We start from the raw sequence: 16,744 nt of genomic DNA on the forward strand, positions 1-16,744 counted from the left end.
GGGGCCGTCCCGGTCACCGCCCGGGTGCGCCCAGGGCGATCGTCCCCACGACTCCACTGTCGGACGTGCTGCAGACCAGGGCGTGATTCGTCAGGGCATGGCCGCGTGCCCACGACCTTGCCGCGATGCAGACGCCGAGTGCTCCGCTCGCGGCCCCCACGTCCCCGAGCGAGGTCGCCGGAACCACCTCGCGAATGGACTCCAGGACAGGTGTCAGTCGCACTCGCGCATGTCCCCAGGTGTTGGCTCGCCACACCTCTCCGTTCAAGTCGACCACCAGGTCGCCAGAGAACGTCCCACCTGTCGTCATGCGTCCGACGGCGGAGCGGACCGTGGCGTCGAGGTGGCCCGCCACCTCTGGCACGGCTCCGGTCCGCCAACGGATTGCATCGTCGGGATCGATTGCCGTGGAGGGCCTGGCCACTTCGACTCCCGCGAGTCGCGCGGCCACGGTCCCGTTCCTTCGCCAGGCGGCCGACTCCTCCTCCACCAGGAGACATGCGGCGGCCTCACCCGGACGGAGCCCGGTCGGGAATTCCTCCGAATGCAACCGGCGATCATCAGAGAGCCACTGGAGGCTGATGGCGTCGAGCCAGGAATCCACCGCGATGAGGAGCACGCGGGCGCATCGGCGCTCCGACAGGAGTCGCGACGCGCGCTGGAGTCCCAGTGCCGTGGCTGCATGGCCCCCCAGGATGAACTCGTCGCCTACCGCGCCTCGCGCAAGTCCCGTGAGCTTGCGAAGCAGGTCTCCGCACGAGCGCTGGAGCGCCGTGGCTGTCTCAGGCTCAGGCCACCCGAAACGCCGTTCCCCGAGTTCCGGAAGGGCCCACACGAGGCCTGTCTCGCCCCAGAACGCGTCCTCGGCCGGCGGAAGCTGGCCAAACCGGATGACATCCTCCACGGCGACCTGGGCGAGCCGGAGCCATGCGGCGGTCTGGATGAACCCCTCGGTGAGGGGCCACACCGGTGAGCCCATGAGCGGAGCTTCTTCTCCGTCCCCGTAGACGGTAGGCCCCGCGATGGGGCGGACCCGGACGATGCCCGCGCGCAACGCCGCGGCGGAGGAGATGACGTCGTACCCGACGGTGGTCACCAGTCCGAGGGAGGAGATCACCTCTCTCATGGGCGCACCGGTGGCTTCTCGAACGCCCGGGCGGGTTCGACGGTCCTCCAGGAGTCGGGGGAGGGAAGTCGCATCTCCCGGAATTGTCTCGCGAGGCCGGGGGCCAGCGGCGAGTCCCGCTCCACGGGCAGACCCACGCGCTCCGCGAGCTCCAGCCAGGCCAGGACCTCCGTGGACACATGCGCGAACGTCGCGGCGTCGTCGGCGCTCAGGGCGTCCCGAGCACGGAGGGCTTCGGTGCGAGCTTGGAGTTCCGCGATGGCTGTCGCAAGGGCGCTCTCGAATGCGCGCGGGTCGCGGCCGTCCAGAGCCGTACAGACCGCGAGACGGAAGTCATCCGGAGCCAGCGCGGCCCACGCGTCCAGCCAGTGCTGGGCCGAATCTTCAGAGGATTCCACGAAGAACCGGTCCATGAGGAAGCGGACATAGAAGAAGTCCTCTTCGTACTCCTTGCCCGTCGCGAGCGTCCTCCGAGAGTGCTTCGCCAGCTCCGCCGCGCCAGCGTCATCGCGGCAGGCGATCGCATCGAAGAAGGGCTCGGACCTGGACGTCAGCTTCTCCGAGTCAGGTGCGCTCTGGAGGAAGTGCAGGAACGCGCGACCGCTCTTGAAGAGGTTCGGGAAGAAGGTGCTCGGATCCGCCGTGCTCAGCAGTCCCGCGATGGCCATCCGCCGATACAGCGTCGAAACCCTCAAGTAGTGCTGCTGGCGCGGTGGCGCCTGGAGGATCTGCGGGAGCAGTTCCTCGAGCGTCACCGCGGCATTCTTTCCAGCAAGAGGCACGAACGTGGGGGGCATGGAGCCGCCTCGGGAAATCAAGTAGCAGGGACGTCCAGGACGAAGAACGTGATGTTCGTGGGCTTCGGGGCGATCTTCCGCCACTCATCCAGGACGCGCTCGCTCACGACATATGAGTCCGGTGCCTCCTTGAGGCGGAAGAGGTCCGGTGCATGGGCGATCTTCTTCCGGTCCAGGACGTGCTTCAGGACCCGCACGACCTGCCCGTCAAGGTATTCAATCTCGGAGGCGGAGGTGTCGAGCACATCCACCGTCCCCAGCGGGTTGACGATGAAGTAGTCGCTGGAGGCCAATCGCTTCTTGTGGTTGTAGATGGAGAGCGGCAGGTATTGCACGGGCCCCCGGTTGACCGCTTCCATTCCGTCCTTCAAGGGCTTGCTGACAATGAGCAGGCGAACGGTATTGGGAACAAGGTCCGGGATTTCGATGCCGGGCTCTTCATCCGACATGAAGATCTTCGCGTCCTGGGGATACTCGCCCTCCTGGAGTTCGACGCCATCGCCCAGCTTCCAGCTCTTGACGCCCATTGCCTCGGGGAAGTCGAGGAGGACGCAGAACTCTGGCCGGGTCTGTGCGAGCGTCTTGAATAAATAGTATTTCACATCCACTCCTTGGGAGGTTTCTAGAAGTCGCTTGACTCGGTCTTGACCTGGGATTGAAGCCTGTCCGCGTGCGTGTCGAGCGACGCACCGGGTCCAATCTGGCCCCATTCGATGATCTGGTTCATCAGGTGCTCGGAGAGGTTTTCGAGCTTCTTCTTGTCCAGCTTCGCGTCCGGAATCTTGTGTCCTTCCGGCTTCGCGCCGTCACAGATCGCCTTGTATTCCTTGCAGATCTCGGTCAGGGTATCCCGGACAAGGCGGTTGTAGATGGGATGATCAGTGCAAGCTTCCGGGGCGCCATCTCTCTCCTTGAGTTGCATATGTCTGGCGAGGCCAAGGATGTGCGCGACTTCCTTGTCCTGCGGAAGTATGAACATGTTGATCTTGTGGTTGACGTTGTATTTCGCCATCATCAACGACTTGCGCATCACGTTTGGTACATTGTCGGGCTGCTTGGAAATGAGCGTGTTGAGGAGGCCTTTGGGGATGAGGTGGTGGGCGTTGTTCCAATAGGGCCAGGTGTCCTGGGTGAAGTTCATCCCCGCAGGAACCTTGATGGGCTGCCCCTTGAAGTTCTCCCGCTTGATTGATGTCAACGGGCCCCCAACGTTCCAATCCCCGGGCCTGGGCGCCGGTATTTCAAGTGCGTAGTAGGAGGGCGCCCAGCCCCCGGCATTCGTCTCGTAGTGCGAGGTCCCCACTGGTGTCGTGCGGCTGGCGTAGTCATGGAGCCGCTCCTTGATCTTCGCCTCCGACCCCGCCTGCTCGTACGCCTGATAGCGGTAGTTGCAGGTGCTCTTGCCCTGCTTCTTCCGGAACGAGGCCTCGTGCCCTGTCAGGCACGCGCCGCCCTCGGTCGTGCTCTTCTGACGATGCTGCTTGTGCAGGTCTTCGAGCTCGACGTCGGCGAGATGTCCGTCTCCCATGAAACCTCCTGGCAGGGCTCCGCCTGGAGGCTATCACTCCGAGTGTGGGGTGTGAACGGGCCGCGAGGGCCGCCCCGCCCACCCCTCAATCCTCGATCGTCGTCTTGTGCCACCGCTGGCCGTTGAGCGCGGGATCCCGGTTCGGGTCGTAGTTCGGGTCGTTCGACGGCACGTATTGCCCGTTGCCATTCATCCAGTACTCGCGGGCGCCCGTCTGCACCTGATGGCGCTTGCCACTCTCGGGGCTGCGGACCGTCTCCTCGTCCTTGATGTAGTTCAGGAACCGGTGGTGGTTGCGGTCCGAGGCGGCGTCGCGGTCCGCGTAATTGGCCGCGATCTGGGCATTGATGGCGTCGTTCTTCTCATGGAAGGCCCGCTGCTGGGCTTCGAAGGCAGACTTGTTGGCCTGCATGCGCTGGTTGTGCGCCGCCCAGCTCGAGCGCTCCCGGGCCATCTCGTTCTGGTTGTAGGCCTGGACGTACTCGGGATTGTAGTGGGTGTTGGACAGGGCGTTGAGGACGACCTTCTTGCTCTCCTCGTAGCGCTCCGGAGGGGCATCCAGCGCGTGACAGTAATAGTTCCAATTGACCATGTTGCCCATGTCCGTCGCGTTCAGGTGCATGACAATCATGTAGGGGTTGCCCTTCTTGTCCGTCCACTCCGTGACCCGGGCGAGGAAGAGCTGCCGCATCGGGCCGACCTTGTAGAGCAGGTCGGAGAAGCCCTTGTTGGCGGCGGCGACCTGCGGAACGTCGTACTGCTTCACCAGCTTCGCGCCATCCCGCTGCGCGACCGGCACCAGATCCTCCTGGATGACGGCGTCGATGGAGTTGAAGAACCGCATCTTGTTGCCGGACCTGCGTGACCACTCCTGCATCATCGGGTCATTGGAATACATGAACGTCTTGAGCGGGAGCATGTAGACATTGACGTTGCCCGGACCGCTCATGGCCGCCTTGCCATTGTTCAGGACCCAGTTGTCGGGCAGCGGCATGTTCCCCATCTCCTGGAACTTGTCGTCGAACATCTTGTGCGCGATGAGCTTCCCGTTTGGAGCCACCTGGGGCACGGCCGGGGCTGACGCCGCCGCGCTGCCGCTGCCGTCCGCCTTGGGCTTCTCTTTTTCGTCGCACGCCGGGGTCGTTGTGATCAGGGCCATGAGCAGGATGGGATGGGGTTTCATGAGAATTCCGGGGTGAGGCTTGAATCCCCAGGCTATCAGAAGGCAGCACTCCATGAGGGGGTGGGGACGCACGGACCGCATGGGGGGCCTTGACTCGAAGGGGGGGACGGTCTCAATGAATCACCATGCGACACGTCCTTCTCCTTGGCACCCTCCTGCTGTCCCAGTCCGTCCCTGCCGCCGAGCCCGCTCGCGCCCAGGTCCTCAAGGCCGCGCGCCTCTTCGACGCGAAGACGGGGAAGGTCGTGACCCCGGGCGTGGTGGTGGTGGCGGAGGGAAAGGTGGTGGGCGTGGGACCGAAGGCCCCCGTGCCGGAAGGCGCGACGGTGGTGGAGTTGGGGGACGCCACGCTGCTGCCGGGCTTCATGGATGCGCACACGCACCTGACCGTCGCGCCCGGGCCGGACTGGCGCAAGGACGTCGTCGACAGCTTCCAGCGCACCATCCCCGAACTCACGCTGGACGCGTTGCCCTGGGCCCGCACGACGCTGATGGCGGGCTTCACCACGGTGCGCAACCTGGGCGCGGAGCACTTCATCGACGTGGGCCTGCGCAACTCCATCGCGCGCGGCACCGTGGTGGGTCCGCGCATCCTCGCGGCGACCTCCAGCGTGAGCTCCACCGGCGGGCACTGTGACTACGGCAACTCGTGGCGCAAGGGACTGCTGGCCGAGGACTCCAGCCCCGGCGTGGCGGACGGGCCGGATGCGCTGCGGGCCCGCGTGCGCGAGAACTTCAAGTACGGCGCCGACCTCATCAAGGTGTGCGCCACGGGGGGCGTGATGAGCCTCAACGGGGATGCCGACGCGCCGCAGTTCACCCAGGCGGAGCTGGAGGCGGTGGTGGACGAGGCCCACTCGCGTCGACGCAAGGTGGCCGCGCATGCCCATGGCGCGGAAGGGGCGAAGCGCGCCATCCGCGCGGGCGTGGACTCCATCGAGCACGGCACCCTGATGGACGACGAGGGGCTGGAGCTGATGAAGCGCAAGGGCACCTGGTACGTGCCCACGGCGTTCGCCTTCAATGGCATCCAGGAGCTGGCGGCCCAGGGCAAGCTGCCGCCGGCGACCGTCGTCAAGCTCCAGACGGTGGCCGTGCGGCGCGAACAGGTGCTGCGCAAGGCGATTGCCATCGGGGTGCGCATCGCCTTCGGCACGGACGCGGGCGTGTTCGCCCATGGGCGCAACGCGGAGGAGTTCGCGGCGCTGGTGTCGTTCGGTATGACGCCCGCGGAAGCGCTGCGCACCGCCACGGTGCACGCGGCGGAGCTGCTCGGGGTGTCCGACCGGCTGGGGACGCTGGAGCCGGGGAAGCTGGCGGACGTCGTCGCCGTTCCCGGCAACCCCCTCCAGGACATCCGCGCCACGGAGAAGGTCTTCTTCGTGATGAAGGACGGCGTCATCCACCGCAACGAAGCGGCGCCCTCCATCCCCGCTCCGCGCTGAAATCCGGCCTCACGGTCGGAGCAGCACGTCGCACAGCAGGAAGTCGAGCTCGCTTCCGGACAGCCATTGGGCGCTCACCGTCGCGAAGTCGGGTTCCAACCCGGCGTCGCTCTGTCGCCAGAGGTCCTCCAGGCGGTGGCGCGCGGCGGTGCAGAAGATGTCCGCCAGCGCGTCGGCGTGGGGCTGGCCCCGGGAGGCCAGGGCCGACGCGTGGGCCAGCGTGACGGACATCGTGAACAGCTCGTTGCAGAGCTGGTTCAACAGGATGAGCGTCCGCTGCCGCGCGTGGAGCACGCTCGCTTCCGGATGGTGGCGCGTCAGCTCCACGCACCTGCGGGCCAGCCGGTGGACCTCCCGGGCCGTGAACTGGAGGTGCTCCCGGTTGCGGGCGGACAGGTGCTCCTCCACCGGGAGCGGCGCGGGAGGAGCTTCGAGCCGCGCGGCATGCTCGGGTGACGCGTAGTAGAGGGACAGGAGCCCCTCGCGCGCGGCCTTGTGGTCCACGAGGAAGTCCACGCCGCCCGCCACGCGGAAGGCCCGGGCGTCACGCAGGGCGCGCTCCACCGGCGCTGGCACCGCGCCCCGTGCCGCCTTGCTCTCGGAGGTCTCGTAGCCCTCGGCGGCGAGCAGCGACACGGTCCGGTCCACGATGCGCGCGCACGCCAGGGAGGCGATGTTCTTGGCCGCCACCTGTTCGAACCAGCGCACGGGCAGGTTCTCCGCCGTCACGCCCGTGAGGCTCCAACGGGCCACGCTCTCCAGGGCGAAGACCTCCGCCGCGGTGGTGGAGACCTGTCGCTGGATTTCGTCGAACTCGCCGAGCGCACGTCCCTGGGCGAGGCGCCGGTGGAGGAACTCGCGCGACCACTGGAGGCACTTCTTGGAGAGCGCCAGGGACGCCGCCACGATGATGTACATGCGGCCCAGGGCGCTGAGGGGCTCCAGCAGCGGCGTGTTGCGCCAGTGCTCCTGAGACATCGCCAGCATCCGCCCCTTCGGCACCCGCACGTTGTCGAAACCCAACGCGGAGATGGGCAGTCCGCGCAGGCCCATCAGGCCGTGCTCGGCCCGCACGTGGAAGCCGGGGCTCGTCGTCTCCACCACGAAGAGGCTGATCTGCTCCCTGCCGCCTTCGCAGAGCGTGGCGGTGACGTTCAGGACGTCCGCGATGGAGCCGTTCCCGATGTAGACCTTCTCCCCGTTCAGGACATAGGCCCTCCCATCTTCGGAGGGCGTGGCGGTCGTGGAGGCTCGCCGCGCGGAGGCTCCAGTGGGCTCGGTGTCGGCCCAGCCGGAGATGGCTCCTTCGGCCATCCGGGCGCGGACGTAGTCCTTCAGCGGACCGTCCTGGACCGCCTCGATGATGGCACCCGCGCCCAGGCCACTGTGGATGGCCAGCGTGTAGCCCACCGGGAGACACCGGCTCATCACCGCTTCGATGACGCGGAAGGTGTTCAGCATGGAGAGCCCTCGGCCCCCCAGCTCGCGCTCCACCGGCAGTTTGTAATAGCCCCTCGCGCGCAGGGCTTCGCGCAGCTCCGGGGAGATGCGCCCCGTGCGCTCCACCTCGTCCGGGTCGACGTGCTCCTTCAGGAACTGTTCGACCTCCGCGATGACGGCATCGCCCTGTTGGCGTTCCTCGGGCGCCTGTTCGGGGAACTGGCGGATGAGGTCCCAGCGGAGCGTCCCCGCGAAGAGCTGGCCCAGGAAGCCTTCGCGGGCGCGGGTGGCGGGATGCAGGGGCTCGCTCATGGCTTCAGGTCCTTGGTGGAAACGGTGGGGGAACGGCTCCGAAGCAGGGTCTCACCCAGGATGCGCAGGAGCGCGGCCTTCTGCTCCCGCAGGTAGAAGTGGCCGCCCGGGAGCAGGTGGAGTTCGAAAGGCCCGGTGGTGTGGACGCGCCACGCCTCCAGTTCCTCGCGCGTCAGGTCGTCCTGCGCGCCGCCCGTGACGGTCATCGCGCAGGGCAGGGGGGCGCGGGCTTCGTACGGGTAGGACTCCACGAGCGACAGGTCGGCGCGCAAGCCTGGCAGGAGCAGCTCGCGCAGCTCGGCGTCTTCCCGCAGCTCCTGGATCAGCTCGCCGTAGGTGGGTTCGAGCGCGGTGAGCAATCCTGCCTCGTCCAGGTGGCTCGACGGGATGGCACGCGGAGGAAGCTGCGGGGCGGGAGCCGCGGAGAGGAACAGCGCGTCTGGCATTGCGCGGCCCAGTTCCTTCAAGCGCTGGGCTGTCTCGAAGGCCACGAGCGCTCCCAGGCTGTGCCCGAAGAATGCGAAGCGCGTCCCGAAGTCCACCGCGGCCACCAGGGCGTCCACCAGCTCGCGGATCCGCGTGAAGGGAGCTTCTTCCGCCCGCGAGCCACGGCCGGGGAGCTGCACGCCCCACACCTCGATGTCTGGGATGAGGTCCGCCCAGCGCACGTATTCGCCCACGGAGCCGCCACTGTGGGGGAAGCAGAAGAGGCGCATGCCGGCCTCTGGACGCCGCAGCCGGCAGGCCAGCCAGGGAGAGGGATTGAAGGTCATTGCGAAGAGGAACCCGTGGGCGGGCTGGCGGTGGACGCTGCCTCTTCGAGGAAGCGGGCCAACCGGGCAACGGTAGGGCTGCGGAAGATGGCCTTCACCCGCAGGGGCGTGGAGACATGCGGGCGCAGCCGCGCGATGAGCTGCGCCGCCATCAACGAGTCGCCTCCCAGCTCGAAGAAGTTGTCGTGGAGTCCGACCCGGGGCAACCCCAGGACCTCCGCGAAGGCGGTGGCGATGCGGCGCACCGTCGCATCGTCCCCAGCTTCAGGCTGCTCCTGCCCGGCGGTGATGGCCGAAGCAGCGTGCACGGGCGGGATCGCTTCGGCCTCGGCCAGCCTCGTCACGGGAGTGGCTGGGTTTGGAGCCTCGACGAGGTAGCGCTGACGCTCGAATGGATACGTGGGCAGCGGCACCCGCTGGGGTCGAACACCTGCGTGAAGTTCCTGCCAGGAGAGTGGCACGCCCGCCGTCCACAGGCGCCCGGCCGCGGTGAGCGCGCTCACCAGGTCGGAGGTGTTGTCCGCGGGGTGGGGGAGGGTGGCCACGGTGAGGTGCGTGCCTGCGTCGGGATGCTGGCGCGCCAGGGTCGCCAGCGTCCGTCCTGGACCCACTTCCAGGAAGAGGCTGGCCGGGCCCGCGAGCAGCGTTCCCAGCGCATCGCCAAAGCGGACGGTGTGGCGCAGGTGCGCGGCCCAGTACGCGGGATCCACGGCCTGCTCGGCGGTGACGGCGGCGCCGGTGAGGTCGGAGATCCACGGCAGCGTGGGGGGATGCCGTTCGATGCGCTGGACGCAGTCGGTGAACGCGGCCAGCGACGGTTCGACGAGGTGCGAGTGTCCGGCGCCCGGAATGCGCAGCAGGCGTGACTCCACTCCGCTCGCGGTCAGCCGCGCCTGGAGGGCTTCGATGTCCGCCACCGGACCGGACACCACGCACTGCGCCGGCCCGTTCACGGCCGCCAGCGAGAGCCCGGCATGGAGCAGGGGGCGCAGCTCGGACTCGGGCAGGGGCACGGCCAGCATGGCGCCCGAGGGCAGGCTCGCGAGGATGCGCGAGCGCTCCAGGACCAGTCGCAGGGCATCCTCCAGGCAGAACACACCGGCCACCGTGGCAGCGGCATAGGCCCCCAGGCTGTGACCCACCACCGCCGCGGGCTTCACGCCCCAGCGCTCCCACAGCCGCGCCACCGCGTACTCGATGACGAAGACGCAGAGCTGGCCCGTGACGAACTCGCCCATCCGGGCGGAGGCCCGCTCGCATGCGACGGCGTCCGAAGGGTCCGGATGCAGCACCGTCCCCAGGTCGAATCCCAGCACGGGCGTGAGGTGTGCGCGGCACGCGTCCACGGCCTCGCGAAAGGCCGGCTGTGCGGCGTACAGCTCCCGGCCCATGCCCACGTGTTGTCCGCCGTGGCCGGGGAACATGAACACCACCGGGCGTGGCCCGGGCTCCGGCCGTGCGTCGCTCGCGGGGCCCTGCTGTTCCTCCAGCGCGCGGAGGACATCGGCGGTGTCCTGGCCCACGGCGAAGGCGCGGTGCGCGAGCACGGTGCGCCCCACCTGGAGCGTCCAGGCCACGTCGCCCAGGGGAATGTCCGGGTGCGCGCGCAGGTGGCCGCCGAGCCGGTCCACGGCCCGGGCCAGCGCGGCGGGGCCGTGGGCCGACAGCACCAGCAACTGCGGCGTGCGCGTGCGTTGAGACTCAGACGACGCAGGCGCTTCTTCCAGCACGACGTGGGCATTGGTCCCGCCGATGCCCAGGGAGCTGACGCCGGCCCGCCGTGGAAGGCCGCCGGTGTCCCAGTCCCGGAGCTGGGTGTTCACCCGGAAGGGGCTGTGTTCGAAGTCGATCTCCGGGTTGGGCTGTTCGAAGTTCAGGCTGGGGGGCAGCTTCCGGTGCTCCAGCGCGAGGACCGTCTTGATGAAGCCCGCCACGCCCGCCGCCGCGTCCGTGTGACCGATGTTTGTCTTCACCGATCCAATCCAGCAGAACTGTCGTTGGCGGGTGTCGAACGCCTTCGTCAGCGCGGCGAGTTCGATGGGATCTCCCAGCCGCGTGCCGGTGCCGTGGGCCTCGATGGCGGTGATGCTCTCGGACGTCACCCCGGCGACGCGCAACGCGGTCTCGATGACGCTGGCCTGCCCCTCCACGCTCGGAGCGGTGAAGCCAATCTTCCCAGCAGCGTCGTTGTTGATGGCGGAGCCCCGGAGGACCGCGCGGATGGTGTCTCCGTCCGCCAGGGCGTCCGCGAGTCGCTTGAGCACCACCAGCCCGGCGCCATTGCTGCCCACGGTGCCCTGCGCCTTCGCGTCGAACGCACGGCAGCGACCATCCGGAGACAGCGGCCCACCCTCGCTGTAGTGGCCGAACCGGGGCGGCGCATGCACGGACGCGCCGCCGGCCAGCGCGATGTCGCAGTCCCCCGCGAGCAGTGCCTGGGCGGCCAGATGGATGGCGACCAGGGACGTGGAGCAGGCCGTCTGCACGGTGACGGCGGGACCGCGCAGCCCCAGCTTGTAGGCCACCCGGCTGGTGAGGAAGTCCATGCCCGTCGCCAGCCGCAATTGCCAATCACTCGCACCCGCGAGCAGCTCCCGCCGGGCTCGGAGCGCGGACAGGTAGGAAGTCTCACTGCCTCCGGCATACAGCCCGATGGCGCCGGGGTAGCGCGCCGGATCATACCCGGCGTCTTCCAATGCCTCTCTCGCGCACTCCAGGAACACCCGCTGCTGTGGATCCAGCATCAGGGCTTCCTGGGGCGAGCAGCCAAAGGCCGCCGCATCGAACCTGTCGGCGTCCGCCACCAGCCCGAATGCAGGCACCTCTTCGCCCACGGCGGCCTCCCCGGGCGGCTGCTCGCGGGGGTGTCCATCCGGGCCGAAGAAGGTGATGGATTCGACGCCGCCAGCCAGGTTGGCCCAGAACGCCTCCGCGTTGGTGGCACCGGGGAACCGACACGCCAGCCCCACCACCGCGATGTGCGCGGAGCGGTCCTCCCACGGAGTCACGGAGGAACCCGTTCCTGCTCCTCCGGCGTGCTGTCCGCCGCCAGCGGTCTCCGCACGGCCCATCATGCGTGCGAGTCCGCTCTGTCGCTGTTCCTGGCGCTGCTCGCGCGCGACGGCTGCTGCTCCGCCATCCCCCTGTCCCTGGAGGTGCCCGGCGAGTGCGCGAACGGTGGGGAACTCGAACAGCTTCACCATGGGCACGTCATGGCCCAGGCGGCTCTTCAACAGGTGCTGCACCTGTCCCAACAGCAGGGAGTGTCCGCCCAGGTCGAAGAAGTTGTCCTCTGCGCCCACCCGCTCCAACCGCAAGGTCTCGCACCAGAGGCCGGCGAGCTGACGCTCCAGCTCATTCGCGAGTGGCACCTGGGACGCTTGCGTCACGGTGGGCGCGGGCAGGGCCCGTTCATCCACCTTGCCGCCGTGGGTGAGCGGCAGCGCTCCCAGCTCCACATAGGCGGAGGGGATCATGTAGGCCGGCAGCTCGCGGGCCAGGTGTTCGCGCAGCCGCGCAGGCGAAGGCACGGCGTGCCCGGCGCGAGGGACGAGATAACCAACCAGCCTCGGCTCCGCGCCCGGGGCGCTCCAGGCGCGGACGTGGGCTTCAGCGATTCCCGGACACGTGCGCAGTCGCGCGGAGATCTCCGCTGGCTCCACGCGGAAGCCGCGAAGCTTGAGCTGCGCGTCCATGCGGCCCAGGAACTCAAGCTCACCGTCGGGTCGGATGCGGACGTGGTCTCCCGTGCGGTACAGGCGCGCACCCGGGCGTGATGAGAAGGGGTCGGGGATGAAGCTCGAAGCGGTGAGGTCCGGGCGGTTCAGATAGCCCCGCGCCACCCCGGCGCCGCCAAGGTACAGCGCTCCCCCCGCACCCAGCGGAACGGGTTGCAGCTCCGCATCCAACACATACGCAGTGGTCCCCGCGATGGGGCGACCGATGGCGGGCAGGGACGCCTCCGGGCCCGAGGCAAGGACCTCGCTGGAGGTGGCCGTCACGGTGGTCTCCGTGGGGCCGTACTGGTTGAACAGACGCCAGGGCATACCGGGCCTGGGACGCGACAGGAGCCGGTCTCCGCCCGCGAGCACCGTGCGCAGCTCGCACGCGTCAGGCCAGGCAAGGGCTAGCAGCCGCTCGACGAGCGTGGTGGGCAGGTCCGTGAAGGTGATGCGCTCGGACAGAAGCCACGCCTGGAGTCGCTCAGGGGACAGGCGCACGTCCTGTCCGGGGACATGCAGCGTCGCGCCCGCCGTCAGCGCCGGCCAGATTTCCGCGGCGGAGGGGTCGAACGCGGGGGAGTAGAGCAGCGTGGCGCGGCTGTTCGCATCCAGGCCGAAGGCGCGCCGGTGCCACCCGACGAGGTTCGACAGCGAGCCGTGCTCCACCATCACCCCCTTGGGCGTGCCCGTGGAGCCTGAGGTGTACATGACGTAGGCCAATTGTCCCGGCCGCGCATCGGCGGAGGGTTGGCCGCGCGGTGTGCCGGGGGCGTGGAAGTCCTCGACGCACACCTGCTCCAGCGTGGCGGGGAGCCGTTCGCGGAGCGCGCCGGTGGTCACCACCTGACGGACGCCACCATCGGCGAGGAGGAGCGCGAGCCGCTCGGCGGGGTGCTCCGGATCCAGCGGCAGGTAGGCCGCTCCGGCGAGCAGCACGCCCAGCTCGGCCGTCACCAGCTCGGCGCCCCGGGGCGCGCAGATGCCAATGAGCGACGACGCAGCCGTGCCCTGTCGGCGCAGGTGTTCGGCCAGCAGCGTCGCGCGGCGGATCAGCTCCGCGTAGGTGAGCGCGCCCGCCTCATCGCGCACCGCCACCGCGCCGGGTGTCCTCCGGGCCTGCTCCAGGACCTGGAGCTGCACCGGGGGCTCGGCCGTGGACACCTCGGGGCCGTTGCGCTCACTGAGGAGGGCATGTTGTTCCGCGTCGGTGAGCATCGGCAGGCGCGACACCGCGGTGTCGGGGCTTCGCACCGCGACCTCGAGCAGCCGCAGGAAGTGGGCGGACATCCGCTCCATCGTCGCGCGGTCGAAGAGGTCGCGGTTGTATTCCCAGATGAGCGAGATGCGGTCATCTCCGCGCGAGGCATCCCCCAGGTGCCGTCCGGCATGGGGAATGGCGACGACATCCAGGTCCACCTTCGAGGAGCCATTGCCCCGCTCGAAGATGGTGCAGGAGGCGCTGCCCAACCTGGGACTGGGCACGGCCGAGTCGTGGAAGCTGAACATGGCCTGGATGAGCGGATTGCGGCTGGGGTCGCGCTTCACGCCCAGGGCTTCGACGAGCTTGAGGAAGGGATACGTCTGGTGTTCCGCCGCCGCCGAGGTGATGTCCTTGACCTGGTGGACCAGTTGCCGGAACGACGGCGCGCCGGAGACATCGCAGCGCAGGACCACGGCATTGACGAACATGCCGATGAGGTTCTCGATGTTGCGGATGCCAGCCCTGGCGGCGAACGCCGAGCCGATGCACAGGTCCTGCTCCCCGGTGTAGCGGTGAAGCAGCGTGGCGAACGCGGAGAAGAGGGCATGGAAGAGGGTGACGCCCTCGCGCTGGCAGAAGGTGCGCAAGGCGCCCGGCAGGGCCGGTGGCAGCTCCAACCGGAGGAGGTCGCCGTTGAAGCCCTGCACGGGCGGGCGCGGGCGGTCGGTGCGCAGCGGCAGCACCTCCGGGGCTCCCGCCAATCGCTCGCGCCAGTAGGCGAGCTGGGCCTTCATGCCCGGGGCTTCGAGCGCCGCACGCTGCCAGACGGCGAAGTCGCGGTACTGCACCGCCGGCTCCGGCAACGGTGAGTCTTCGCCCCGCAGGTAGGCGTTGTAGAGCGCGTCCAGCTCCCGCATCAGCACGGAGAAGGACACCCCGTCGTGGACGACGTGATGCTCGACGAGCACGATCTCGTGTTCGTCCGGAGCCAGGCGGAGGGCGCTCCAGCGGGCCAGCGGCAGCGCGAAGAGGGAGAGGGGACGGCGCAGCTCCTCCCGGATGGCCTCCTCCCGCCGACGCTCCCGTACGTCCTCGGGCAGTGCGCTCAGGTCGAGCAGGGGAACCCGCACCGGCGTCACCGGCTGGACGCACTGCCACGGCCGTCCATCGACCTCTTCATAGGTCGTGCGCAGCAGCTCGTGGCGCCGGGTGAGCTCCGTCAGGGCGCGTTCGAGCACTGGCAGGTCCAGCCCGCCCATCACGCGAAGGGTGGTCTGCGCCTGATAGGAGATGCTGTCGGGCGACAGCTTCTGGAGGAACCAGACCTGCTCCTGTTGCACGGAGAGCGGCGCGCGCGAAGGGTCGGCGGCGCGCACCACGGGCGGCAGCACGTCCTTCGCGAGAGCGGCCCCTCGCGACTCCAGCAGCTCCGCGAGCAGGGCGATGCGAGGGTGGGCGAAGAGCTGCGCCAGTGAAACGCAAAGGCCCAGTGTGTCTTCGATCCGGGAGGTGATCCGCGTGGCGAGCAGGGAGTGGCCGCCCAGCTCGAAGAAGTCGTCCTGGAGACCGACCTGCTCCAGCCGCAGCTCCTCCTGCCACACCCGCGCGAGCCCCTGCTCCAGCTCCGTGCGGGGCGCGACATACTCACGGCTCCGGGGCGCGTGGAGGGCTGGAACGGGGAGCGCCTGGACGTCCACCTTGCCGTTGGGGCCGAGCGGCAGCGCGTCCACCACCACGAACGTCCGGGGCATCATGGCCTCGGGAAGCCAGGCCCGCAGGTGCTCGCGCAGTTGCTCCGTTCCGGGGACGGCCCGGGCGTCGCGAGGCGTGAACCACGCCACGAAGAAGACGTCTCCGTCAGGCGTCAGGGCTCCGGTGCTTCGCGCCATGACGTGCGCGGCCCCCACATGTGGATGGGTCTGGAGCGCGGCGGTGATCTCCGCGGGTTCGATGCGGATGCCACGCACCTTCACCTGCGAATCGACGCGGCCCAGGAACTCCAGCGAGCCATCTGGCGCCCTGCGACCGAGGTCTCCTGTGCGGTACAGGCGCTCGCCGCCGGTGGGGGAGAAGGGATGGGGGATGAAGCGCTCGGCGGTGAGCCCCGGCGCCTCCACGTACCCGCGAGCCAGGCCCGTCCCTCCGATGAAGATCTCCCCTGTCTCTGCCTCGGCCACGGGCCGCAGCGCCGGGTCGAGCAGGTGGATCTCCGCGCCGTCGATGGGACGACCAATGGACGGCAGGCGCTCCTCGTGCGACGCCCTGGCCGGCGGGACGACATTCGACGTGCAGTAGATGGTGCACTCGGCGGGGCCATAGCCATTCACGAACTGGAAGGGCATTCCCGGCCTGGGACGCACGTGCAGCCGGTCGCCGCCGGTGAGCAGCAGGCGCAGGGCACAGGTCTCCGGCCAGGGGAGCGCGAGCACGCGTTCGGCGAGAGGGGTGGGCAGGAAGGCGAAGGTGATGTCCCGGGCCAGCAGCCACTCCTGCAACTTCCGGGGTGACAGCCGGGTCTCCTCGTCCTCCGGCAGCTCCAGCCGCGCGCCCGAGGCCAGCGAGGGCAGGATGGACATGACCAGCGCGTCGAAGCCCAGCGAGGCCACCACGCCCACGCGGTCCGCCGGTGACAGCGCGAAAGTGGCGCGGTGGTGCGCTGTGAACGCCGCCAGCGCGCGGTGGCTGATCATCACCCCCTTGGGCAACCCCGTGGAGCCCGAGGTGTGGATGACATAGGCGAGCTGGTCCGGCAGGACGCGGACCTCCGGGTTCACGTCCGGAAACGACGCGAGTTCCCGCTCCGGAAGCAAGAGGACCTGGAGGCCCGACGCCGCGAGCCGCTCCGCGGCCACTCCCTCGCCAATGACAGCCATCGCCCCCGCGGAGGTCGCCATGTGACGCAGGCGCTCGGGCGGGGAGGACGGGTCCAGCGGCAGCCAGGCTGCTCCTGTCTTGAGCACCGCCAGGAGGGACACCACGAGCCGCGTGCTTCGCGGAAGGCAGATGCCGATGACGCGGTCCGGTCCCGCGCCCCGGGCGAGCAGCGCATGGGCCAGGCGGTTCGCCTGAGCATCGAGCGCGGCGTAGGTGAGGGACTCGCCCCCCTGGCTTATCGCGACCTGGGAGGGATGTTCGGCCGCGTGTTGCTCGACGAGCAGGTGGACGAGGGGGGGTCGCAAGAATCCTCCAGCCGGCGCCATCCCGAAGGCTTTAGCAG

9 protein-coding genes are annotated in these 16,744 nt (G+C 69.0%); 1 reads left to right on the top strand and 8 read right to left on the bottom strand.

Translation table 11 applies throughout. The features are described 5' to 3' along the window. Window positions 1–13: 13 nt before the first annotated feature. The 5 genes from D7V88_RS05125 to D7V88_RS05145 form a co-directional block, all read right to left on the bottom strand. Complete coding sequence (locus D7V88_RS05125; RefSeq protein ID WP_147448624.1) at window positions 14–1,117, bottom strand: hypothetical protein; 1,104 nt, start codon at window positions 1,115–1,117, stop codon at window positions 14–16. Window positions 1,118–1,122: 5 nt separating this feature from the next. Continuing rightward, on the bottom strand, window positions 1,123–1,923 hold the full coding sequence (locus tag D7V88_RS05130) for an Imm49 family immunity protein (RefSeq protein ID WP_120539467.1): 801 nt from the start codon (window positions 1,921–1,923) through the stop codon (window positions 1,123–1,125). A 17-nt stretch (window positions 1,924–1,940) separates the two neighbouring features. Next, window positions 1,941–2,525, bottom strand: a complete 585-nt coding sequence (locus tag D7V88_RS05135) for an imm11 family protein (RefSeq protein ID WP_120539468.1) — start codon at window positions 2,523–2,525, stop codon at window positions 1,941–1,943. Window positions 2,526–2,545: 20 nt separating this feature from the next. Then, the gene (locus D7V88_RS05140; protein WP_120539469.1) at window positions 2,546–3,451 is read right to left on the bottom strand and encodes an AHH domain-containing protein; all 906 of its coding nucleotides are present in this window, start codon (window positions 3,449–3,451) and stop codon (window positions 2,546–2,548) included. Window positions 3,452–3,536: 85 nt separating this feature from the next. After that, entirely contained in the window at window positions 3,537–4,634 is a 1,098-nt protein-coding gene (locus D7V88_RS05145) for a hypothetical protein (RefSeq protein WP_120539470.1), read from the bottom strand. Between the two features lie 125 nt (window positions 4,635–4,759). On the opposite strand from D7V88_RS05145, the gene D7V88_RS05150 reads away from it, so the two are divergent. After that, complete coding sequence (locus tag D7V88_RS05150; protein ID WP_120539471.1) at window positions 4,760–6,079, top strand: metal-dependent hydrolase family protein; 1,320 nt, start codon at window positions 4,760–4,762, stop codon at window positions 6,077–6,079. 9 nt (window positions 6,080–6,088) lie between these two features. On the opposite strand, the gene D7V88_RS05155 is transcribed toward D7V88_RS05150, so the two are convergent. The 3 genes from D7V88_RS05155 to D7V88_RS05165 are packed head-to-tail and all read right to left on the bottom strand — an operon-like array spanning window position 6,089 to window position 16,706. Beyond that, window positions 6,089–7,831, bottom strand: coding sequence for an acyl-CoA dehydrogenase family protein (locus D7V88_RS05155; RefSeq protein ID WP_120539472.1), 1,743 nt, complete (start codon window positions 7,829–7,831; stop codon window positions 6,089–6,091). Next, complete coding sequence (locus D7V88_RS05160) at window positions 7,828–8,547, bottom strand: thioesterase II family protein (RefSeq protein ID WP_158625003.1); 720 nt, start codon at window positions 8,545–8,547, stop codon at window positions 7,828–7,830. Before D7V88_RS05160 ends, D7V88_RS05155 begins: the two co-directional genes overlap by 4 nt. A gap of 53 nt (window positions 8,548–8,600) precedes the next feature. Further along, window positions 8,601–16,706, bottom strand: coding sequence for a non-ribosomal peptide synthetase/type I polyketide synthase (locus tag D7V88_RS05165; protein ID WP_158625004.1), 8,106 nt, complete (start codon window positions 16,704–16,706; stop codon window positions 8,601–8,603). Window positions 16,707–16,744: the final 38 nt, after the last annotated feature.

The organism is Corallococcus terminator, from assembly GCF_003611635.1.
Lineage (GTDB): Bacteria > Myxococcota > Myxococcia > Myxococcales > Myxococcaceae > Corallococcus > Corallococcus terminator.